Here is a 21,094-nt window from a genome sequence, read left to right on the forward strand (position 1 = left end):
CAACATGTGGGCGGGCCCGCTCACTTGGTGTTACTTGTCGCTGTCGCCGGTGGCGGCGGACTCGGCGTCGTCGAAGGGGTTCTCGACGAGGGCGTTGGAGTGGGTCGCCGACAGGTGGGCGAGCTGACCCTGCTCGGCGATCGGGCTGAACACCTTGTTCTGCTCCATGAGGAATCTCCATTCGCTTGTGTGACCGCGACGCCTGGTCGGCGACGCACCACAGACACTAATGAATACGATTATCGTTTCGCAATAGCTCTTCGGCGGGCAGAGGGTGATCTGGGTAACACACCGGCCAGCCGCCGACCGGGTCCCGGCCCACCCGCCCTGCTACGCCCAGCACTTCGGCGAGCAGGCCGGGGGTGACGATGCGTCCGGGCGGGCCGTCGGCGGCCACACGGCCGCCCCGCAGGGCGACGATGCGGTCCGCGAAGCGCGCCGCGTGGCCCAGGTCGTGCAGCACCATGACGACGGTCAGGGAACGTTCCTCCCGCAGCCTCACCACCGTTTGCAGCACTTCGAGTTGATGGCGCAGGTCGAGGTAGGTGGTGGGCTCGTCGAGGAGCAGTACGCCCGTGTCCTGAGCGAGGGACATGGCGAGGCGGACCCGCTGGCGCTCACCGCCCGAGAGGGAATCGACCATCCTGTCCGACCAGTCGGCGACCCCGACATCGGCCAGCGCCCGCGCGCACACCTCGTCGTCGCCCTCCCTGAGCATGCCGAGAGGGCCACGGGCCGCATACCGTCCCTGTTTGACCAGTTGACGTACCGTCATGCCTGGTACCGAGGGCGAGGACTGATGGAGCAGCGCGACCCGTCTGGCGGTGGCTCTCCGGGAGAGGCGTGCCACGTCGTCACCGGCCAGCAGCACGCGGCCGGCCGACGGGCGCAACAGCCCGGCGACGAGCCGGAGCAAGGTGCTCTTCCCGCAGCCGTTGAGGCCGACCAGGGCCACCGACTCGCCCGGTGCGATTCGCAGCCGGATGTCCGAGAGGACCGTACGTCCCGGATACCCGAAGCCGACTCCGTCCACGGATATGGCGTCGTGCGCGGGTGCGGCGGCGCCCGCGGGTTCTGCCGCGCCCGCCTCGCGTACTCCCGTCTGCGAGGTCTGTGGGGTGGTCATCCGTCCTCCTGAACGCACTGAAGTGTTCCGAACGCACTGAGGTTTTTCTGAATGCAGTGAGGTGTCACGTGGCACACCGTTCACAGCTGCCCCGATCCATGGCGTCGCGCCACCGCGAGCAGGAGCACAGCTCCCACGCACGTCGTCAACGCCCCCGCGGGAACGGTCATCCGCTCGGCGCCCAGCCCCTCCACCAGTACCCGGGAGAGCAACTGGGCCCCGGCGTCCGCGCCGCACACCACGACCGCGCCGATCAGAGCGGCGCCCGGCAGAGTCGCCCGCAGGTCGGCGCCGAATACCGCGAGCGCCAGATGCGGCACCAGCAGTCCTACGAAGCCGAGCGCACCCACGGCGGAGACCGCGCCGGCCGTCAGCGCGACGGCGCACACGAGCGCCGCTCCCCGCACCCGCCCGGCCGCGAGGCCCGCCGCAGTCGCCTGCTCGTCGCCGCACCGCAGCAGCGTCAGCGGCGCGGCCAGAGCGCAGGACGCGACGCCCCACACCAGAAGCCAGGGCCACAGCAGCGTCCAGTGCTGCCAGACCCGCCCCTCGGTCGACCCGATCAGCCACTGCACGACGCTCCCCAGCTCCCCGGGCGCGACCAGCAGCACCATCGAGGTGAGCCCGGCGAGTACGGCGGACACCAGCACCCCGTACACCGCCGTCTCCTCCGGATCGCCCTTGCGGCGCCCGGCGAGCAGCCACAGGAGTCCGGCTCCGGTGAAGCCGCCCAGGCACGCGGCGACGACCACCGCCGTCGGGGACTCCCAGCCCGCCAGCCCCAGCCCGGTCGCCGTCACCGCGCCGAGCACCGCGCCGGGGGTGACGCCCGTGACCTCCGGTCCGGCCAGCGGGTTGCGCAGCGCCGACTGGAGCAGAAGTCCTGCCAGTCCGAGGGCCGCCCCGGCGCCCAGTGCGACGAGTGCGCGCGGCACCCGCAGCTGAAGCACGATGTGACGGGCGGTGGGGTCGCCCGTACCGGTCAGGACCTCCCACACCTCGCCCGCGGACGGGCTGCGCCCCGCGAACAGGCAGGCGCAGAACCCGACGGCCACGAGTCCCGCCAGCAGGGAGAGTTTCGCGCCCGCCCCCAGCGTGAACGGCCTGCGCGACTTCTCGGGGACTCGCGTCCGCACAGCGGTCGGAACGCTCACCGGTCTCCTCCTCCCACCACGAGTTCACGCCCCGTCGGGGCCTTCGACCCCGACGGTCCCGGCCGCCCGGTACGCCGGATCCTCAGCAGCGCGACGCCCGCCGGAACCCCGAGCAGCGCGGTCCACGCGCCGACCGGTGTCTCGATCGGCGCCAGCGCGAGCCGGGCCGGCTGGTCGGCCAGCAGCACGACGAGCGCACCGCAGAGCGCGGACCACAGCAGCAGGTTCAGCGCGTCCGCGCCCGGGCGGAGCCGCCGCGCCAACTGCGGCGCGAGGAAGCCGACCCAGGCGACAGGACCGCAGACCGCCACGACGGGGGCGATCAGCACGATGGCGAGGCCGAGCGCACCGAACCGGGCCCATCGGACCCGTACCCCCAGCGCACGGGCGTCGTCGTCCCCGAGCCGCAGCACTCCGAGAACCGGAGCGCACAGCACGAGCGCGGGCACCGCGACCAGCAGCCAGGGGCCGAGGCCGGTCACGTCGTCCCAGGTGCGGGCCGACAGACTGCCCAGCAGATAGCGGTAGATCAGCTGGAGATCCAGTTGATCGGCCAGCACCATCAGCACCAGGAGTCCGGCCTGCAGGGCCGCCGACACGGCGGCCCCGGTGAGGAGCACGGCGGAGGGGCTGCGCCCGAACCCGGCGGCCACGAGGGTGAGGACACCGCCGAAGACCGCACCGCCGAGCGCGAGCAGGGGCTGCACCGCCACTGGGACCGACAACGCCAGCACCAGCGGGGCGGCGACGCCGAGGGCGGCGCCCGATGAGACGCCGATCATCTCCGGCACCGCGAGCGGATTGCGCAGCGCCTCCTGGAGTACGAGGCCCGCGGCGCCCAGACAGGCTCCGGCGGCGAGTGCGAGTACCAGCCGCGGAAGCCGCAGCTCGGTGAGGATCACCGCCTCCAGACCGTCCCCGGTCAGTGCCGCGGGCAGCCGTTGGGGTGCCACGTACGGCGTACCCAGGCACAGCGCGACACCGGCGGCAACCACCAGGAGGGCGAGGGCGCCCGCCAGTTGGCGTATCACCGCAGCGCGGCCATGGCCTCGTCGAGGACGATGCCGAGCGAACGGGTCCCCCGCCCCTTGGCCCAGACCTCGGAGTTCACCTCGACGACCTTGTCGTTCCTGACGGCCGGGATGCGGGACCAGAGCGGGTTCTTGGCCAGCTTCGTGGAGAGCTTCCCGTCCGGCTCACCGAAGGACAGCGTCTCGACGAAGAGCACATCGACATCGCGGGCGAGGATCTCCTCAAGGCTGTAGCTGCCCTCGACCCCACGCCCCTCCCACGGATACGAGGAGATCTTCGGGAGGAGTCCGGCGGCCACGTCGTTCTTCGGCGTCGCGACACCGAAGTTCTCGTCACTGCCGAAGATGATCAGAGCGGTCTTGTCGCTCTTCTTCTCCTCGGCCCGGGCGAGCTTGGTACGCAGTCGCTTCTCGGCCGCCTCCGCCTGCTCCGTACGCCCAGTGAGCGCCCCCAGGTTCCGCAGATAGCCGACGCTGTCCTCCCAGGTGGAGGGCTGGACCGGCCAGAAAGTGGTCGCGCCCTTCAGTGCGGGGGCGAGCTTGCCGTGCGTGTCCTCCAGGCCGATGACGAGGTCCGGCTCGTGCGACAGGACGGCCTCGGCCTCCGGGCTGAGGAATCCGCCGGGAATCACCGGAATCCGGCCCGCCCGCTCCGGCCCGAGGAACGCCGGGTGGGCGAGCAGCGCGGAGTTGGTGGCCGTCGGGGTCATGCCGAGCTCCGCGAGCATGTCGTCGCACAACGCGACGAGGCAGACCACGCGCTTCGGCGGCTTCTCGGCGGTGACGGTGACGCCCTGGGCGTCGGTGATCGTGCCGGCCGCCTCGACAGGCCGGACGTCCACGGTGGTTCTCGGGCCGGCGTCATCCGCTGCGCCCTTCCCCTGCGCGGACTCCCCCGCGCCGCCGCACCCCGCCAGGAACGACCCCATCACGATGACCGCCGCCCAGCGGCGGATTCCTCTCACTGTGCGCGACATGACGTGCCCTCTGTTCTGTGATGTCCGGGTACGACGAATCGGTGTCGAGGGGGGCCGCCCCGGACCGGGCCTCTCCTCACCGAGATTTAGACATGATAATCATTGTCAAAGCAAGTCCCTGTCCAGCCGCCCCTGCCCCGGAGACCACCCATGCACCTCGGACCGCGCCTGATCGTCGCCGACCAAGTAGCCGGAAACGTAAGGGTTGTTGACCTGCGCGACGGACGTACGACAGCCCAGCTCGACGGACGGCATCTCGCCGAGCACGCGGGCTTCCTCGCGCTTCCGCACGACCGTGTCGCATGCGTCGACGACCGAGCCGGTGAGCTGCTGGTCCTCGATCCGTACGGCCCGGAATCGGGACGCCCCGTCGTCGCCCACCGCATACCGGTGGCGGTGCCCGCCGAACATCTGGCCGCCGACGCCACCGGCCGGCGGATCGCCGTCACCACCGGCCTCGGCCGCAACTGGTCAGCCTGGTCGGACCTGTTGACGGCCGTCGACCTGGCGGCCGAGGGAGGCCCCGACGCGGTTCGCGTACGGACCCGTGCCGGTGAACCGGGCGTCACCGTCGCCGGTCCGCCCGAGGACCCCATGGTCGTGCTGCGCCATCGGGAGCCCGGCGAACTGACGGCCTACCGCCACTCCGTACTCATGAAATCCGCCCCCTCGTGCCCGCCCGCCGAACCCGCGTCGGCGCTCCCTCTCGCCGACGACGACGGGCACGGCGACGCCTACGACCCGTTGACGGGCTGGGTGTTCGCGGCTGCCGGATCAGGGGTTCACCGGGCCCGCCCGGAGGGCGACGCACTCAGGGCCGGTACGACGCTTCCGTGGACGGCCGGCGGGCGGAGCGGGGGCCGCGGTTACTACCTGCGGCTCGATGCCGCGCGCCGGACGCTCTGGTCCTGCGTACGGAGCGGCCCGGAAGCCCCCGAGAGCTGGCCCGACTGGGCCAACGACGCCTGGTGGCACCACCTGGACACGGCCGACGCGGGCCGCCTGGACCTCGGCCCCGGCCTGGTCTTCCGCCTGGCGGTGACCAGGGACCACGTCGCCTTCAGCCGCGTACACCCCGAGGGCGACGAACTCGTCCTCGTCTCCACGGGGGGCGGCGCACCGGCCGTGACCGCGCGGCTGCCTCTGCCGGCCATGGCCGGAGCGCCCCGCCGGGGCGGCACGCCGTGGGACGGGGTCCAGCGGCGGGCCGTCGCGGCCTCGCCCGGCGGGTCCCTGGTCGCCGTCTCGCGCGGGGGCCACGGGGAGGTCCACGTCTTCGACGCGGCAACGGCGCGGCAGACGGCGCTCGTCACCGTGCCGACGGCGCTCGACGAGGGCGGACTCCTCGCGCTGGTGGAGCCCGGCGACGAGGCCCACCTCGATCCGGTCGGCCGCTGACACAGGACCGTGCGGCCCGCGCCTCTTCGGCAGGGGCGCGGGCCGCCGGTTCCTTCACCAGGACGACTTGGTGACCCCGGGCAGGAATCCGGCGTGCGCCTGTTCGCGCATCCGGACCCGGGAGAGCCCGAACTTCCGCAGGTGCCCGCGGGGCCTGCCGTCCACACTGTCCCGGTTGCGGACCCTGGTAGCGCTCGCGTTACGCGGCTGGGCACGCAACTCCGCGACAGCGGACGCCCGTTCGGCCTCCGTCGAGGCGGGACGCCGGATGATCTCCTTCAGCTCGGCCCGCCGGGCCGCGTACCGCGCGACGACCGTCTTGCGCTTCTCGTTCTGCGCGATCTTGCTCTTCTTGGCCATCAGACCTTCACTCCCCGTGCGCGGATACGGGCCACCGCGGCCTCGATCCCGATGGTGTCGATGGCCTTGATGGCCCTGGCGCTGAGGGTCAGGCGCACATGGCGGCCCTCACTCGGCAGCCAGTAGCGCTTGCGCTGGATGTTCGGGTCGAAGCGGCGCGAAGTACGCCGGTGCGAGTGGGAGATGCGGTTGCCGAATCCCGGCTGGGCGCCGGTCAGTTGGCAGTGGGCGGACATGGGAGTTACCTGCTCTCTTCGATCGGGGGCTTTTTGGTAATGGAAACCATTGTCATATACTAGCGCCATGGCACGCAACGAACTGCGCCCGATCATCAAGCTCCGCTCCACCGCGGGCACGGGCTACACCTACGTCACCCGCAAGAACCGCAGGAACGATCCCGACCGCATGACCATGCGCAAGTACGACCCGGTGGCCCGCCGCCACGTCGACTTCCGCGAAGAGCGCTGACCCCACCTCACCGGCCACAAGGACCCCGCCATGAAGCCTGGAATCCACCCCGCCTACGGCCCCGTCGTCTTCCGCGACAAGGCCGCCGACTTCGCCTTCCTCACACGGTCGACCCTGACCAGCAGCAAGACAGTCGAGTGGGAGGACGGCAACACCTACCCCGTCGTGGACGTCGAGATCTCCTCGGCGAGCCACCCCTTCTACACCGGCACCGCCCGGGTCATGGACACCGCGGGCCGGGTCGAGCGCTTCGAGCGCCGGTACGCGCTGCGCGGAGCGAACGGATGACGGACAGGACCCGGATGCCCGTCGTCATCGTCGGCGGGCTCCACTCCGACGCCCGCAAGCAGGTCGTGGACCGTCTGCTGCGGGCCGTGCCGGGCAGCGTCGCGCTCCATCACGATCTGGCCACCGCCGCACAGGGCACCGTGCGGCGTGTGATGAGGGACGCCTCCGGCGAGCTGTCCCACGGTGACGCGCCGCTCGTCAACGACTGCGCCTGCTGTGCGCTGCGCGAGGACCTCGTCCCCGAGCTCGAACGGCTCGCCCACAGCGGTCTGACCCGGCTGGCCGTCGTCGAGCTCTGGGACTCGGTCGAGCCCCGGGCCATGGCGGAGGTCGTCGCCGGGCACGGAGCCGACGTACTCGAACTCACCGGGGTGATGACCGCGGTCGACCCCGCACTCGTACTCCCCTACCTCGCCAACGGGGACGACCTCTCGGAGGCCGGTCTCGCGGCGGCCACCACCGATCAGCGGACCGTCGGGGACACCTGGGCGAGGCAGCTGGAGTACGCCCCCGTCCTCGCGCTCGTCGACAGCGAGGCCGCCGACGACGAGGACCGCGCCCTGCTCTCCCAGCTGCATCCGACCGCGCGCCAGGTGTCCGCCCGTTCCGGCGAACTCGCCGAGCTGGCGTTCGCCGGATTCGACGTGGAGAGCGCGGCCGCCGCGCAGCATCCGGCCTGCGCGCTGCTGCCGCAGGACGCCGACGAGGCGGGAGTCACCACCCTCGTCTGGCACCGGAGCAGGCCCTTCCACCCCGAACGGCTCTTCGACGCCCTGGAGGACCTGTGCTGCGCCGCGGCGCGCAGCCGGGGCCGCTTCTGGCTCGCCGACCGCCCCGACACCCTGCTGTCCTGGGACGCCGCGGGCGGCGCGCTCTGCGTCGAGAACACGGGCCCCTGGCTGGCCTCCCTGCCGGACGCCGCCTGGGAGATGGTGCCGCCGATACGCCGGGCGGCGGCGTCCCTCGACTGGCACCCCGAACACGGGGACTGCTGCCAGCACCTGGTCTTCACCTCTCCCGGCCTGGACCGGGAGGGGCTGGAGCACCTCCTCGAATCCTGCCTGCTCACCGACGCCGAATACGCCTCGGGGCGCGAGGCGTGGAAGAGGCTTCCGGCCGCCTTCGACTCGCTCCTCGACCCCGTCTCCTGAAAGGAACCCCCATGCCCCGCCGACAGGACCCGCACAAGCCGCTCAAGCCCCGCCCCAATCCGCTGGACGCGGCGAAGATCACCTACATCGACTACAAGGACACCGACCTGCTGCGGAAGTTCATCTCCGACCGCGGGAAGATCCGCAGCCGTCGCGTCACCCGGATCACGGCGCGGCAGCAGAGGCGTATGGCCGCGGCCATCAAGAACGCCCGCGAGATGGCGCTGCTGCCGTATGTGAGCCGCTGACCGGTCCTTCTGTGATGGTTCGCGTGGAATGTACGTCGGCGTGCCCGGCGCTCGAACGCTGTTGTACAGTCCGCGCCCTGCCGTGACACAAGGAAGAGGCCATGCGAACCCGCTCCAGCTCCCGTTCCAGGCGCACTGCCGCGCTCGTTCTCCCGCTCGCGCTCTCTCTGGCCGCCTGCGGCGCGGGCGACGAAGGGCCCGCCGAGTCAGCCGGAACGAAGACCCCCGAGGCGAAGCGGGTCTCCGAGCCGCCCGCGGCGGCGCCCCAGGCGGCGCCCGAGTCCCCGGAGGACTTCCTCGACCTCGCCGAGAAGGCCATGGCGGCGGAGAGCGCCTGGTCCTTCACCGTGAAGGGCCAGGAGGGGCTGACGGTCCAGGGGCGGAAGAGCGCCGCCACCTATGGGGCCACGGTGCGGCGCGGCATGGAGCCGGCGGCGCTGCGGTCGCAGGGTGTCAGCACCAGCAGCAAGGGGACGACGAAGAAGGAGGAGGTCTACGTCGTCGAAGGCACCGCCCACGTCAAGGAGGACGGCGCGGACTGGCGGACCGCGCCCGCCACCGACCCCGAGATGCGGAACAAGGTCGAGGACGCGGTCGCGGCCATCGAGGAGTTCCGGGCGTACGCACAGGCCGCCGGCGACGACGTGAAGGTGACCGAGGCGAACGGCACGGTCGAACTCCGCGTGGGCAGCGGCAAGCAGCCGCTGACCGCCGTCCGGGACCGGGCCTGGGCGAAGAAGGCCCAGCGGGAGTTCGACCCCACCGCCGAACAGCTCCGCGGGGCCGGAGTCCCGGTGGACGACGCCCGGTTGACCTTGTCCGGCCTGGAGGAGGTCCTGGTCCTGGACGCGAAGACGTACCAGGTCACGAGCCACCGGTTCGCGTTCGGCTTCCTCGTCCCGAACGGGGGCCAGGACATCGCGTACGAGCAGGACGTACGGCAGGACAACCAGGGCACGTTCGCGGGGAGGATCGAGCTTCCCGCCGACGCTCGATGACGGCTTGCCGGGGCGTACGACCCCAGGAACGGGCGACGAGGGTCTGAATGCGCAGGTCGGGCTAGTGTGACGGCGTGCGAGTGCTACTGGTCGAGGACGACGACAATCTGCGGTTCGGGGTGGCAGCCGCCCTGCGTGCCGCGGGGCTCGCCGTCGACGAAGCCGCCGACCTGCCCCAGGCCGACGAGGCGCTGTTCGTCACCGCGTACGACTGTGCCGTCTTCGACCGGATGCTTCCGTCCGGCGACGCCGCCTCGTACGTGGAGGAGATGCGCCGCGGCGGCCGGGCGGTGCCCGTGCTCTTCCTCACCGCCCGCGACTCGGTCGCCGACCGCGTCGAGGGCTTCGCCAGCGGCGGTGACGACTATCTGATCAAGCCGTTCGCCGTCCCTGAGCTGGTCGCCCGGGTGCGCAGTCTCTGCCGGCGATCCGCCGTCGTCCGCCCGCCCGTCCATCAGCTCGGCGACCTGGAGATCGACACCGCCCGTCGGCGCGTCCGGCGTGCCGGTGTGCTGCTCACGCTGACGGGCCGGGAGTTCGCCGTCCTCGAAATGCTGGCCGCGCGCGGCGACCAGGCGGTGTCCCGGGCGGACCTGCTGGAAGGCTGCTGGGACGAGATGGCGGAGCCCCAGTCCAATGTCCTGGACGTCCTGATCTCCCAGCTCCGCCGCAAGCTCGGCGATCCGCCGCTCATCCACACGGTCCGTGGCGTCGGTTATCGCCTGGCGCCGGACGGCGAGCGATGAAGCCGCCCGCCCGCCTTCGCAGGTCACGCATGCTCACTCCGACCGCGAGGGTACGTCGGCTGCGGCGGCGCATCACCGCTCTGTTCGCGCTCACCAGCGCGGTGGGGCTCGTGATCATGGCTGTGTTCGCGGTACGCAGCGACGACGCGCGATGGCGCGAGCAGCTGGACCGGACGCTGAACGTGGACAGCAGCTGGGCCGTCGGTCTGCTGGAGACCGCGGAGGACGACCGGCTGGACACCAGCACACTCGTCGACGAGCTGGGCACCGGCTGCCCGCCCCTCGCGGTGCTGTCCGTGACGCCGTCGAAGGACCGCGCCGAGGACCCAGGTCTGGTCGTCGAGCACGCCCCGGACCGCCCCTGCCTCACCGTCCGTGAGGGGGACGTACGGGCGGCGGCGACCGCGGCCGTGCTCCGCGACGAAGCGGTGACGTTCGACCGGCGGACGACGGACGACGAACCCGTCCGGGTGCTCGCCATGCCCTTCTACCACCCGGACGCCGTCGAAGGGGACCGGCCGCAGGGCGTCATCGTCACCTCGGCGGCGACGTCCAAGCAACTGGCCGACCACCGAAGGCTGGTGTGGCTGGTGACGGGCGGCTGTGCGCTGCTGGTGCTCGTTTCGGCCGCCGTCGGTCATCTGCTGTCCGGGCGGGCCGTCCGGCCGGCACTGTCCGTACTCGGCCAACAGGAGGCGTTCCTCGCCGATGCCGCGCACGATCTGCGGACACCGGCCGCGTCGCTGCGTACGCTCGCCGAGACGGCACTGCGGGGCGAGACGGACAGCACCGACGTACTGAAGCGCACGCTGCGGCTGGCGGAGGGCATGGGCGGTCTGGTCGACGGGCTGCTCACCCGGGCCAGGCTCATGTCCGGTACGGCGACGCTCGCGCGGGAGCCGCTGCGTCTGGACCAGCTGGTGGAGGCGGTCGTCGCGGACGCCCAGGCCGGGGAAGACCGTGTGACGGTCCGGACCGAGGAGAGCGTCGTGAACGCCGATCCCGATCTGGTGCGCCGGGCCGTGGCCAATCTCTTGGGCAACGCCCTTGCCCACGGGCACCTTCCGGGGCAGCCCGCCGATGTCCGGATCGGCGTCGGGCGGGACGGATCCGTGACGGTCGACGACGCGGGGCCGGGGCTGCCGCCGCAGGTGGCGGGCGCTCTGTTCGAGCGGTTCCGCAGTGGGGCGGGGTCCACCGGCCTCGGGCTGTCCATCGTCGCCTGGGTGGCTCACGCGCACGGCGGCACCCTGACCGCCGACCGCGGTGACCGCGGCGGCGCCCGCTTCGTCCTGCGCCTGCCCACCGGCACCTGACCGACCCCGCGGGCCGCACCTGCGGCGCCGCTTCCCCGCTCGTCCTCATCAAATCCTCAGCATCGGCCCGGCAGGCTCCCAGACGAACCGAACATGGGAGCACCACGTTGATCCGCGCTGTCCGCCGTCCCGCTCTGTCCCTCGTCCTGGCCGTCGTCGGCGCCACCACCATCGCCGCCTGCACCACGGCTCCGGAGCCCGCCCGGGACGGGCCGAAGGCGGCAGAAGTCCGTATCGACCCAGCGGCCCGGCCCGAGCTGAAGGCCTTCTACCAGCAGAAACTGCGGTGGACCGGCTGCGGGGACCACCAGTGCGCCGAGCTCACCGTCCCCATGGACTACGCACACCCCGAGAACGGGAAGACGTTCGTCCTGCCGGTGGCGCGAGCGGTCACGGCCGAGCCCGGCGAGCGGATCGGTTCGGTCATCGCGAACCCCGGCGGACCCGGCGTCTCCGGGGTGACGTCCCTCCTGGAGGAGGGCATGGCCGAGTCCTTCACCCCCGAGGCGCGTGCCCGCTTCGACATCGTCTCCTTCGACCCTCGTGGTGTGGGTGGCAGCTCGCCCGCCCTGACCTGCGGGGAAGGCGAGGAGGCCGCTGACGATACGACCGAGGAGACGACGGAGCCGGCGCAGGAGGAGCCGGCCCCGGAGAGCGGTGCCACCGATCCGTTCTTCCCGAGGACCGAGACCGAGCGCGCCGACCTCGTCTCGGCCGCCGAGCAGGAGGCGGACGCCTGTGTGAAGCACAGCGCCGCCATCGTGCGCCATGTCGGCACACAGGACGTCGCCCGGGACGTTGACGTACTGCGTGCGGCCCTCGGGGAGTCCCGGATCACGTACTTCGGCTGGTCGTACGGGACGAGCCTGGGAACCGCGTACGCCGAACAGTTCCCGCGCCGCGTCCGCGCCATGGTCCTCGACGGCGCCGTCGACCCCTCCCTCGACTGGTCGAAACGTGCCGTGAGCCAGGGCGTCGGCTTCCAGCGGGCCGTCGACGACTACGCCACGTACTGCGCCGACTTCGCCGGGGACAGCTGCCCCGGCAGCACTACCGAAGAGATACACGAACTGATCGACGGGCTGTTCGAGCAGACCGCGCACGAACCGCTGCCGGTCGACGGCGACGAGTGGGGCCTCGACTCGAACGCGCTGCTCAATGCGCTCGTCATGTCGATGTACACGCCGGAGGCCCAGTGGGAGGACCTCTCGGAAGCCCTGGCCGACGCGGCGCGCGGCGACGGTACGAAGCTGGCCGGGCTCGCGGAGTACGAGGAGCCCGACCCGGCGGCCGACGACTCCGATGGCGCCGAGTCCGGCACGGAGGTGCCGTACGACAGCGAGGAGCCTGCCGACGAGGAGGAGCCCTCCGACCGCGACGTGCCTTCCGACAACAGTGACGCGGCGCTCCTGGCCGTCAACTGCTTCGACATCCCGCACCCGCGCGACACACAGGCGTACTGGAAGGCCCTCGCCCCCGCCGAGAAGGCCGCGGGCCGCTACGGCACCTCGAACGTGACCACGTCGCTCACCTGCAAGGACTGGCCCACGACCACGCACAAGCCGCACCGCGTACGCGCCGACGGCGTCCCGCCCGTCCTGGTGGTGGGCACCACAGGTGACGCCGCCACCCCCTACGAGGAGGCGGCGAGCCTCGCCTCCCAGTTCCCCGGCGGAGCACTCCTGACGTACGAGGGCCTGGGCCACACCGCCTACGGCCGTAGCAACTCCTGTGTCACGCAGCACGTCGACGACTACCTCATCGAGCCGAGGACGGTCCCCGCCGGGACCGTCTGCTGAAGGAGAGCGCAGTGTCCGCACCCCTCATCACCCACCGTCGGCGCGGAACCGGCGCGATCGCCCTCATCTCCCTGTTCGGGCTGCTGCTGCCGATCGCGGCGTGCGCCGGACAGAACGAGCCGCGCGCCCGGACCTGTGTGAGCGGCACCCTGACCTACGACTACAAGGACGCCGAGGCGGGCAGGAAGAAGCCCCTGGTCACCGCTCCGGCCCGTAATGCCAACTGGGAGCTGTGGGGCAAGACGTCGGCGAAGGCCTCGGCCCGCAGGCTCGCCTCGGGGATCACCAACAGCAGCGACGGCACATTCAAGGCGTGTTACAAGGCGGCCGGCACCCTGCCGGAGGTCCACATGAAGTTCCGCTCCAGCAGTACCAATATGTGGCGGGTCGTCAGGGACCGTAACTCGCAGAGGGAGTTCAGCTTCGACTCGGCCTCCCGCTTCGACGTCTCCACCGGCCAGAACCTCGGCACCGTGAAGGTGCCTGCCGGGATCCAGAACGCCTGGCACGTCGTCGACACCCTCAACCTCCTCTACTGGAAGCGCGGCAATCCCGAATCGGGCTGCTGGACCAGTCACCAGAAGACCGGGCAGTGCGACCGGCTCACGTTCGTGTGGGAGCCGGTCAAGAACCCGGACTCGGGGTACTGGAACCACGCGGATCCGCAGGACGAGGCCGAAGACGCGAACGCCGTGATCGTCTCCGGGAACATGACCGACTCCAAGCACCTGATACTCCACGAGGCAGGTCACTGGTGGCAGTGGCAGCTCTACGACCGCCGGTTCCCGGAGGTGACGGACTGCTCCTCGCACTACGTCGACAAGCACAGCTCCACGACCTGCGCGTGGAGCGAGGGCTTCGCCGACGCCGTGGCCGCCTACGTCCTGGACGACTACCGCTACGTGGACGAGGACGGCGGCGAGACCGGTTTCGAGAACAGCGGCGACACCCCCGGCTGGGACGCCGGCGACACCGTCCAGGGACGCGTGGGCAGTTCGCTGCTCGACCTGTGGGCGCAGGACGGACCCGACGGAGGCGACTGGGACGGCACCGTGCGACTGATGACGCGGGAGATGAGCGACGACTTCCGCGAGTACGTCACGGAGGACCGGCCCAAGGCGTCTCCGCCGCTCAGCACCGGCGAGGAGGTCATGGACATCCTCGCCCGCCACACCATCGTCTATTAGACCGACTGATGGATCGGCCAATGGCGGCCGGCACCGCCGTCAGGCCTGGGCGGTGACCGAAGCGAGGAAGTCGTCGAGCATGGCGGTCTGTACGTCCACGGGGAACCGGACGGGGTCGAACAGGGCCTGGACGACCAGTCCGTGGACGAACGCGACCGCCGTGGCGGCGAGCCGCTCCGGGTCGCCCGCCGCGGGCAGCTCGCCCAGGCCGCGGGCGTCTTCGAAGTGCGGGCGGATCGCCGAGCGCAGCCGGGTGTAGCGGTCGGCCTGTTCCGCTCCCAGCGCGCCGTCGGCCAGGGCGAGGTCCCAGGAGCTCACCCAGATGCGGTTACGGGCGGTGTCGTCCGCGGTCAGCGGCAGGATGTCCAGCAGCATCGCCCTCAGGGCCGCGAGGCCCGCGGTGGGCCGTTCGCGCCGTGGCCGTTCCGCGGTGCGCTTCTCCAACAGGTCCAGGGCGTGTGCGACCAGGGCCCGTTTGGTCGGGAAGTAGTGCATGAGCATGCCCGTCGAGACGCCCATCGCGGTGGCGACGGCACGCAGCGTCAGCCCGCCGAACCCCTTGTCGGCCAGTACGTTCCACACCGCCTGGGACACGTCGTCGCGGCGGGCTTCACGGTCTCCGGGTGCGGGCGGCATACTGTCACCCTACATACCGAACGCTCGTTACGTACCTGGAGGACGTCCGTGTTCGCACTGCCGCTCGGCGACGACGCGCAGCTTCGCCCGCTGGAGCCCTGGAACGCGCGGGAGTTCCTCGCCCATATCGACCGCGCCCGCCCCTATGTGGACCCGTGGATACCCTGGGCGACGTTCAGCTCCGACCTCCCCTCCGCCACGGCCGTCCTCCAGCGGTACGCGGACCGGCAGGCCGAGGACGCCCGCCGGATCTACGGGATCTGGCTGGAGGGCACGCTGGTCGGCGGAGTGATGTTCACGAGCTTCGACGCCGCCTCGGGAGTCTGCGAGATCGGCTGCTGGCTGGAGGCGGACGGGGCGGGCCGCGGGCTCGTGACGCGGGCGTGCCGTGTGCTGATCGACTGGGCCTTCGAGGAGCGCGGGATGACTCGCGTCGAATGGTGGGCCGCGTCGGGCAACACCCGCAGTATCGAAGCCGCGCGCCGGCTCGGGATGACCTGTGACGGTGTACTCCGACAACGCTCCCTCGACCGCGGCACACGGCGCGACATCGAGGTCTGGTCGGTCCTCTCCGAGGAGTGGCCGCCCGCGGCAGGGTCACCCGTGTCCGACGTCAAGGCCGAGCTCGACCGGCTGATGCGCGTCTTCCTCGGCGCGTTCACCAACACCGGCGGCAGCCGGCCGGACGTCGACATCATCCGCGAGGTGTTCGTCCCTCAAGGAATGATCACCGCGAACGTCGGGGACGAGCCCGTGATCTACGGCCTCGACGCGTTCATCGAGCCCCGGCAGAAGATGCTCACCGACGGAACGCTGACGGAGTTCTCCGAATGGGAGGTCTCCGAGCGGACCGACGTCTTCGGGTCGGTCGCGCACCGGTTCAGCGAGTACCGCAAGTCCGGTTGTCTGCGCGGCGAGTGGTTCGAGGGCTCCGGCCGCAAGACCACCCAGTTCCTCAGGACTCCCGCCGGCTGGAGGATGAGCTCGCTGGCCTGGGAGGACGACGTACAGGACGCTGCTCCCACGCGGCTCCGACGGCAGGAGTCCTGACGGGCCCGCCCTACTGCCAGGGGCCGGTGACCGCGAACGTGGTTCCGGGCGCGTAGCAGTTGACGTACATCGTCGTGCCGTCGGGCGAGAACGTGACCCCGGCGAACTCGCCGTACTCAGGCGAGTCGGCGGAGCCGCCCGCTGCGGCGGCAGCAGATGTCATCGCCTGCGCGTTGCGGGCCACCGGGTAGACCTCGCCCTCCAGGGTCAGCCCGTACACGTACTGCTCGCCGCCGCCGTCCTCGCAGACCATGAGGCCGCCGCCGGGGGCCAGGCAGATGTTGTCCGGAGACTCGCCGGGCATGTCGATGTCCGTGTCGGGGCCGAAGACCACGACCAGGGTGAGTTGCCGCGCCGACGGCTCGTACCGCCACACCTGACCGTAGTGGTCCGCCCCGGAGCCGTCCTTGGCGCGGGCGAAGCTGGAGACGAAGTACACGGAGTCCTCGCCCCAGTAACAGCCCTCCAGCTTCTGTGCGTGCGTGACGCCCTGGGGGCCGAAGCCCTGGAGCCGGATGGGCGTCCGCTTCGCCAGGGGGTCGGGTACGGGAATCCACTCCACCCCGTCGAAGCTCGCGCCCGGCTCGTCGATCACCGAGAGGTCGGGGACTCCCGGCACCCGCATCGCCTCAAGGGTTCCGCCGGCACGCAGTGAACCGGTTCCGCCCAGCGGCTGGTTGGGCAGGAACCGGTAGAACAGCCCGAACGGGTGCTTGAAGGCGTCCTCGGTCTCGTACACGATTCCGCTGTCCGGATCGACGGCGATCGCCTCGTGCGCGAAGCGTCCCATCGCGGTGAGCGGGGTGGCTCCGGTGCGGTACGGGTCCACGGGGTCGACCTCGAAGATGAAGCCGTGGTCCTTGGTGTAGCCGTTCGTTCCCGCCCTGTCCTCCGTCTCCTCGCAGGTGAGCCAGGTGCCCCAAGGGGTGGGCCCGCCCGCGCAGTTGACCGCCGTGCCGGCGATTGCGACGCGCTCGCCGAGCACGTTGTTCCGGCCGTCGAGCTCGATGACCGTGCAGCCGCCCTTGCCTCCCAGGTCGTAGGTGAGTCCCTCGACGGCCGGGACGGGGCCGCCGGCGGATGCGTGGTTCTCGTGGTTGCGTACGAGATGGGTGCGCCTGGCGCGTCCGCCCTCGCCGCCGAACGCGCCCATGCCGTCGTGGTTGCCCGGGACGAGGCCCTCGCCGCTCAGCAACTCGTCGCCCTCGCGGGAGAGCACCTGGTACGAGAAACCCTCCGGCAGATCGAGCAGTCCGTCCGGATCGGGCACCAGCGGCCCGTACCCGGCCCCTTCCCCCAGCCCCGGGGCGGCAGAGGCCTTACCGGCGAAGACTTCGTACAGCGAACCGGCGAAGGCGATTCCCGCCCCGACAGCGCCTGTACGTGCGAGGACCTGGCGTCGAGTTACATCCATGAGGGGACACTCCGTAGTGCGTGCCGACAACGTCGCGCTGTGTGTATCACCGGGCGACACCCCACCTGAACGGCTGCTACCGGCCTCCACCCACGTGGGTGGAACAACGCGCCGACCGGGTACCGGGGCGTCACTCCCCGCCGATCGGCTGCTCGGTCCAGATGGTCTTGCCCGAGACGCCGTACCTGCTCCCCCATCGGCTGCTGAGCTGAGCGACGAGGAACAGCCCCCGCCCGCCCTCGTCGGTCGTCCGGGCATGGCGCAGCCGCGGCTGGGTGTTGCTCGCGTCGGACACCTCGCACACCAGCACCCGGTCACGGATCAGCCGGAGCGTGACTCCGCTGTTGGCGTGGCGGATGGCGTTGGTGACCAGCTCGCTGACGATCAGTTCGGTGGAGAACACCAGGTCGTCCAGGCCCCAGGAGGCGAGGTGGCCGGTGACCGCCTTGCGGGCCAGGGACACCGCGGCCAGGTCGGCCGGGAAGCTCCAGGTGACGGTGTCCGCCGCCGGCACGGCACGGAGGCGGGCCAGCAGGACGGTCACGTCGTCACGCCGCGGGGACGTGCCCGGGACGGTGTGCACCAGGTCGTGGCTGATGTCGGTGAGTGAGCGCGCCGGGCGGCAGGCGGCCGTGAGGTGGCGCAGCAGGTCGGCCGGCTCCTGGTCCCGTCCGGTCAGGCCGTCCGTGTAGAGGGCCAGGGTGCTGCCGGGCGGCAGCTGGACCTCGGTCACCTCGAAGGGCATCCCGCCGACCCCGAGGAGGGGGCCGGGTTCGAGGTCGAGGTAGTGGGCCGTCGCGTCGGGGTGCACCACGGCGGGCGGTGGGTGCCCTGCGGCGGCCAGCAGACAGCGCCCGGTGACCGGGTCATGGACGGCGTACAGACAGGACGCGCCGATGACATCCGGGTGATCGGCCTCCGCGGCGACCCGGTGCACCAGGTCGTCGAGCCGGAGCAGGACCTCGTCGGGCGGGAGGTCGAGGTCGGAGAGGGTCTGCACGGCCGCACGCAGGCGCGCCATGGTCGCGGTGGCCTGGAGGCCGTGTCCGATCACGTCGCCGACGACGAGAGCGACACGCATCGAGGACAGCGGGATCACGTCGAACCAGTCCCCGCCGACGCTGACGGTGCCCTCGGTCCCCTCGGCCGCCAGGTAGGCGCCGGCCGTCTCGGCCGACGCGGTGTCCGTTTTCGCCGGTGGCAGCAGGCTGCGCTGGAGGGTGACGGCCGTACGGTGCTCGCGGGTGAAGCGGCGCGCGTTGTCCACCGCGAGCCCCGCCCGGGTGGCGACCTCGCGCATGAGCCACTTGTCGCCCTCGCCGAACGGCCGCGTGTCACGGGTGCGGGCCACCACCACATAGCCCACGGCCACCCCGCGGGCGAGCAGCGATGCCCCGAGGGACTGCCTCATACCGGGGGCCACGAGCATGGCGATCAGCCGGGGATCATGACCGAGAAGGGCGGCCACCTGCTCCGGGGAGCGCCAGACGACGACCTCGCCGTCGAACAGCGCGGGGAGCTCCGGAATCTCCGGGAGGGGCGGCATCGCCTCACCGACCTGCACCATTCTGGGCGGACGGGGGCCGTGCGCGTGCTTGGCGGCCACGAGGCGTCGCCGCTCGCTCGGGTCGTAGACGGGGAGCGGCTCGTCCCCGGCGAGAACGGACTCGGTCAGTGTCACGCTGCCCATGTCGCCGAGCGCCGGAACCAGGACGTCGATCAGGTCCTGCGCCGTCCCAACGACGTCGAGGGAGCTGCCGATCCGGGAGGCCGCCTCGCGCACCACCCCGAGGGTCGTGCCCCGTCCGACGTTCTCGGCGGCGGGGGCCGGACGCGTCGCGCACGTACTGGCCGTCCCCACGGGGAGGGCCAGCACGTGCGTCGCCTCGCTCCCCGCCATGGGCAGCGCCACCATGGCGGCCTCCAGCCGGGTGCCGTCCCGGTGGCGCAGGACCGTACGTGTCTCCCCCGGAAGCTCACGCGCCTGCGTCAGGATGACGGGCCAGTCGGCCGGGGTGGCGCAGAGGACGGAAGCGGGCAGGCCGACGGCGTCGCCCGCGGAGTAGCCGAGGAGGTCCTCGGCCGCCTCCGACCAGGCCATGATCTCCCCGGTGTCGCTGAGCAACAGGGACGCCAGGCGGGCCCATGGCAGGGTCTCGCCGTCGGTGACAGGGTCGGAGCCAGAGGTCATGCGCGCACTCCCGGTGATCGGGTCCCTGCTCTGCGCGGGCAGGCCCGAAGGAGATCTTGCTCCCAGTATCGCCCGGTATGACACGGCTGCCCTGTTCATCACGCGGAAGCGTGACGGGTGACCTACGGGAGCAGTGTCTGCTGACGCCCGGCATCACGGCGGTCGAGCCGTGCGTCGGCCTCGGCCAGCGGTCGGGCCTTCGCCGGGTCCCGCCGGACGGCGGCTGTGGCGACACCGGCCCACTTCAGGATCGAGGCAGTGGCGGCGGCCCTCTGCCCGGCGGGCAGCAGGGCGACCTCGGCGCCGTGGTTGGCACCGGGAGCGGTGTGGACGTAGCTGTCGCGTGCGCCCTTGCCGAGGCGGAAGGGTTCGGCGCTCCACGGATCGTTCCGGCCGTTGACGAACATCATCCGCCGGGCGTTGTGGCGCACCCAGGCGTCGATGTCCTTCATCACCGCGGGCTTGAAGTGCATCGGAATGTCACGTGGCACCAGGTTCCGCGGCGGGATGGCGCCATAGCGGCGCAGTCCGTCCAGGTGGGGCTGGACGACGTCGGGCGAGCCGAGTTCGGTGCCCGCCTGGTAGAAGTACGGCGTGTAACCCGCGAGGTCACGGTCGTCGTAGCCCGCGAAGGGGACGACCTTGTCGATGGTGTCGAAGAGCTTCCGGTCGGTCGCCCTGGCGGCGGCCGGGATCCGGGCGCAGTCGGTCAGCAGGCTGTACTGCCAGAACGCCCACTCGAAGTCGGTCACCGTGCCTTCGTACGCCTTGTCGGGGCCGCCGACCGTCTTGAAGGTGAGTCCCTTCGCGGCGGCGTGCTTCTTGAGGATCGGCAGCATCGAGGCCCGGCGGATCAGCGCCTCGCGCTGCACGGCACGCAGTTTCTCCCGGCACGCCCTGCTGCCGACGTGTCCGAAGAAGCGGTCGTACGCCGAGTCCTCGTCGTCGTGCACGTTGTTGGGGGCGACGTAGGCGACGACACCGTCCATGTCGTTCGGGTGGAAGCGCTCGTAGTACGTGGCGGTCATGCCGCCCTTGGAGCCGCCGGTGGCGATCCACTTCCTGTCGTAGATCTTCTTCAGGACCGTGAAGACGCGGTGCTGGTCGGCGGCGGCCTGCCGGATGTCGAGCTTGGACCAGTCGGCCGGCTGCGGCCTGGAGGGCGTGAAGTAGCGGTATTCCAGGGAGACCTGGTTGCCGTCGACGATGGTCGTCGGTTCGCTGCGGTTCGGTTCGGCATACAGGTCGTAGCCGGAGGTGAAGAAGACAGTGGGGCGTGTCGTGTCCTTGTGAAGCAGCGTCAGCCGCTGTTCGAAGGTGCCCTTGCCCGGGTTTCGGTGGTCGACCGGCTGGGTGTAGTTCAGGACGAAGAACCGGTAGCCCGGATGGCTCTTCTCCTCGATGAGACTCATGCCCGGAACGGCCAGGATCCGGTCCTTGATGTCCGTGGCCGGTGCTGCCGCGGCCGTCCCGGCCGTTGTGCCGGACGTGGTCGCGGTGCCTATGAGCACGGCGAGCGGCAGCAGGCATCTGAGCGCCTTGCGCATGCGTTCTCT

At 71.3% G+C, this 21,094-nt stretch carries 22 protein-coding genes; 11 read left to right on the plus strand and 11 right to left on the minus strand.

From position 1 onward, the window contains the following. Positions 1-30 precede the first annotated feature (30 nt). The 5 genes from amiA to ACWGO0_RS13930 all read right to left on the minus strand — a co-directional run bounded on the left by amiA (position 31) and on the right by ACWGO0_RS13930 (position 4,288). Positions 31-168 (minus strand): streptamidine family RiPP, encoded by a 138-nt coding sequence (amiA, locus tag ACWGO0_RS13910; protein WP_453533013.1) that lies wholly within the window; start codon positions 166-168, stop codon positions 31-33. 58 nt (positions 169-226) lie between these two features. Further along, the gene (locus tag ACWGO0_RS13915; RefSeq protein ID WP_453533016.1) at positions 227-1,126 is read right to left on the minus strand and encodes an ABC transporter ATP-binding protein; all 900 of its coding nucleotides are present in this window, start codon (positions 1,124-1,126) and stop codon (positions 227-229) included. Positions 1,127-1,206: 80 nt separating this feature from the next. Further along, positions 1,207-2,220 (minus strand): FecCD family ABC transporter permease, encoded by a 1,014-nt coding sequence (locus tag ACWGO0_RS13920; protein WP_453533339.1) that lies wholly within the window; start codon positions 2,218-2,220, stop codon positions 1,207-1,209. A 56-nt stretch (positions 2,221-2,276) separates the two neighbouring features. Then, positions 2,277-3,308, minus strand: coding sequence for a FecCD family ABC transporter permease (locus tag ACWGO0_RS13925; protein ID WP_453533342.1), 1,032 nt, complete (start codon positions 3,306-3,308; stop codon positions 2,277-2,279). After that, complete coding sequence (locus ACWGO0_RS13930; protein WP_453533018.1) at positions 3,308-4,288, minus strand: ABC transporter substrate-binding protein; 981 nt, start codon at positions 4,286-4,288, stop codon at positions 3,308-3,310. The genes ACWGO0_RS13925 and ACWGO0_RS13930 overlap by 1 nt, the downstream gene beginning before the upstream one ends. Positions 4,289-4,438: 150 nt before the next feature. On the opposite strand from ACWGO0_RS13930, the gene ACWGO0_RS13935 reads away from it, so the two are divergent. Next, positions 4,439-5,686: a hypothetical protein gene (locus ACWGO0_RS13935; protein WP_453533021.1), complete on the plus strand. Its 1,248-nt coding sequence runs from the start codon at positions 4,439-4,441 to the stop codon at positions 5,684-5,686. A gap of 54 nt (positions 5,687-5,740) precedes the next feature. Here the strand turns inward: ACWGO0_RS13935 and rpsN are convergent, their stop codons facing one another. Both rpsN and rpmB read right to left on the minus strand, forming a co-directional pair. Next, positions 5,741-6,046, minus strand: coding sequence for a 30S ribosomal protein S14 (rpsN, locus tag ACWGO0_RS13940; protein WP_453533024.1), 306 nt, complete (start codon positions 6,044-6,046; stop codon positions 5,741-5,743). After that, entirely contained in the window at positions 6,046-6,282 is a 237-nt protein-coding gene (gene rpmB, locus ACWGO0_RS13945; protein WP_453533026.1) for a 50S ribosomal protein L28, read from the minus strand. Before rpmB ends, rpsN begins: the two co-directional genes overlap by 1 nt. 67 nt (positions 6,283-6,349) lie before the next feature. On the opposite strand from rpmB, the gene rpmG reads away from it, so the two are divergent. The 9 genes from rpmG (at position 6,350) to ACWGO0_RS13990 (ending at position 14,247) form a co-directional block, all read left to right on the plus strand. After that, positions 6,350-6,514: a 50S ribosomal protein L33 gene (gene rpmG / locus ACWGO0_RS13950; protein WP_453533029.1), complete on the plus strand. Its 165-nt coding sequence runs from the start codon at positions 6,350-6,352 to the stop codon at positions 6,512-6,514. A 30-nt stretch (positions 6,515-6,544) separates the two neighbouring features. Then, entirely contained in the window at positions 6,545-6,802 is a 258-nt protein-coding gene (locus tag ACWGO0_RS13955) for a type B 50S ribosomal protein L31 (protein WP_453533032.1), read from the plus strand. Beyond that, a complete protein-coding gene (locus ACWGO0_RS13960; protein ID WP_453533035.1) occupies positions 6,799-7,953 on the plus strand; it encodes a CobW family GTP-binding protein in 1,155 nt (384 codons plus the stop codon). Before ACWGO0_RS13955 ends, ACWGO0_RS13960 begins: the two co-directional genes overlap by 4 nt. An 11-nt stretch (positions 7,954-7,964) precedes the next feature. Then, positions 7,965-8,201: a 30S ribosomal protein S18 gene (gene rpsR / locus ACWGO0_RS13965; RefSeq protein ID WP_453533038.1), complete on the plus strand. Its 237-nt coding sequence runs from the start codon at positions 7,965-7,967 to the stop codon at positions 8,199-8,201. 101 nt (positions 8,202-8,302) lie between these two features. Continuing rightward, positions 8,303-9,199 carry a hypothetical protein gene (locus ACWGO0_RS13970; RefSeq protein ID WP_453533041.1) on the plus strand — a complete coding sequence of 299 codons (897 nt, stop codon included), beginning with the start codon at positions 8,303-8,305 and terminating at the stop codon, positions 9,197-9,199. Positions 9,200-9,279: 80 nt separating this feature from the next. Then, complete coding sequence (locus ACWGO0_RS13975) at positions 9,280-9,945, plus strand: response regulator transcription factor (RefSeq protein WP_453533345.1); 666 nt, start codon at positions 9,280-9,282, stop codon at positions 9,943-9,945. Positions 9,946-9,974: 29 nt separating this feature from the next. Beyond that, positions 9,975-11,261, plus strand: coding sequence for a sensor histidine kinase (locus ACWGO0_RS13980; RefSeq protein WP_453533044.1), 1,287 nt, complete (start codon positions 9,975-9,977; stop codon positions 11,259-11,261). A 107-nt stretch (positions 11,262-11,368) separates the two neighbouring features. Further along, positions 11,369-13,060, plus strand: a complete 1,692-nt coding sequence (locus ACWGO0_RS13985; protein ID WP_453533047.1) for an alpha/beta hydrolase — start codon at positions 11,369-11,371, stop codon at positions 13,058-13,060. An 11-nt stretch (positions 13,061-13,071) separates the two neighbouring features. After that, the gene (locus ACWGO0_RS13990; RefSeq protein ID WP_453533050.1) at positions 13,072-14,247 is read left to right on the plus strand and encodes a metalloprotease; all 1,176 of its coding nucleotides are present in this window, start codon (positions 13,072-13,074) and stop codon (positions 14,245-14,247) included. A 39-nt stretch (positions 14,248-14,286) separates the two neighbouring features. On the opposite strand, the gene ACWGO0_RS13995 is transcribed toward ACWGO0_RS13990, so the two are convergent. After that, positions 14,287-14,883, minus strand: a complete 597-nt coding sequence (locus ACWGO0_RS13995) for a TetR/AcrR family transcriptional regulator (RefSeq protein ID WP_453533053.1) — start codon at positions 14,881-14,883, stop codon at positions 14,287-14,289. A 48-nt stretch (positions 14,884-14,931) separates the two neighbouring features. Between ACWGO0_RS13995 and ACWGO0_RS14000 the strand changes: the two genes are divergently transcribed. After that, positions 14,932-15,933 carry a GNAT family N-acetyltransferase gene (locus ACWGO0_RS14000; RefSeq protein WP_453533056.1) on the plus strand — a complete coding sequence of 334 codons (1,002 nt, stop codon included), beginning with the start codon at positions 14,932-14,934 and terminating at the stop codon, positions 15,931-15,933. Positions 15,934-15,943: 10 nt separating this feature from the next. On the opposite strand, the gene ACWGO0_RS14005 is transcribed toward ACWGO0_RS14000, so the two are convergent. From ACWGO0_RS14005 to ACWGO0_RS14015, 3 genes are all read right to left on the minus strand, one after another. Further along, positions 15,944-17,347 carry an alkaline phosphatase PhoX gene (locus ACWGO0_RS14005; protein ID WP_453533060.1) on the minus strand — a complete coding sequence of 468 codons (1,404 nt, stop codon included), beginning with the start codon at positions 17,345-17,347 and terminating at the stop codon, positions 15,944-15,946. A 130-nt stretch (positions 17,348-17,477) separates the two neighbouring features. Next, positions 17,478-19,538 carry a SpoIIE family protein phosphatase gene (locus ACWGO0_RS14010; protein WP_453533063.1) on the minus strand — a complete coding sequence of 687 codons (2,061 nt, stop codon included), beginning with the start codon at positions 19,536-19,538 and terminating at the stop codon, positions 17,478-17,480. A 122-nt stretch (positions 19,539-19,660) separates the two neighbouring features. Then, entirely contained in the window at positions 19,661-21,085 is a 1,425-nt protein-coding gene (locus tag ACWGO0_RS14015; RefSeq protein ID WP_453533066.1) for a S28 family serine protease, read from the minus strand. Between the last annotated feature and the right edge of the window lie 9 nt (positions 21,086-21,094).

This window comes from Streptomyces sp. NPDC055749 (assembly GCF_053617235.1).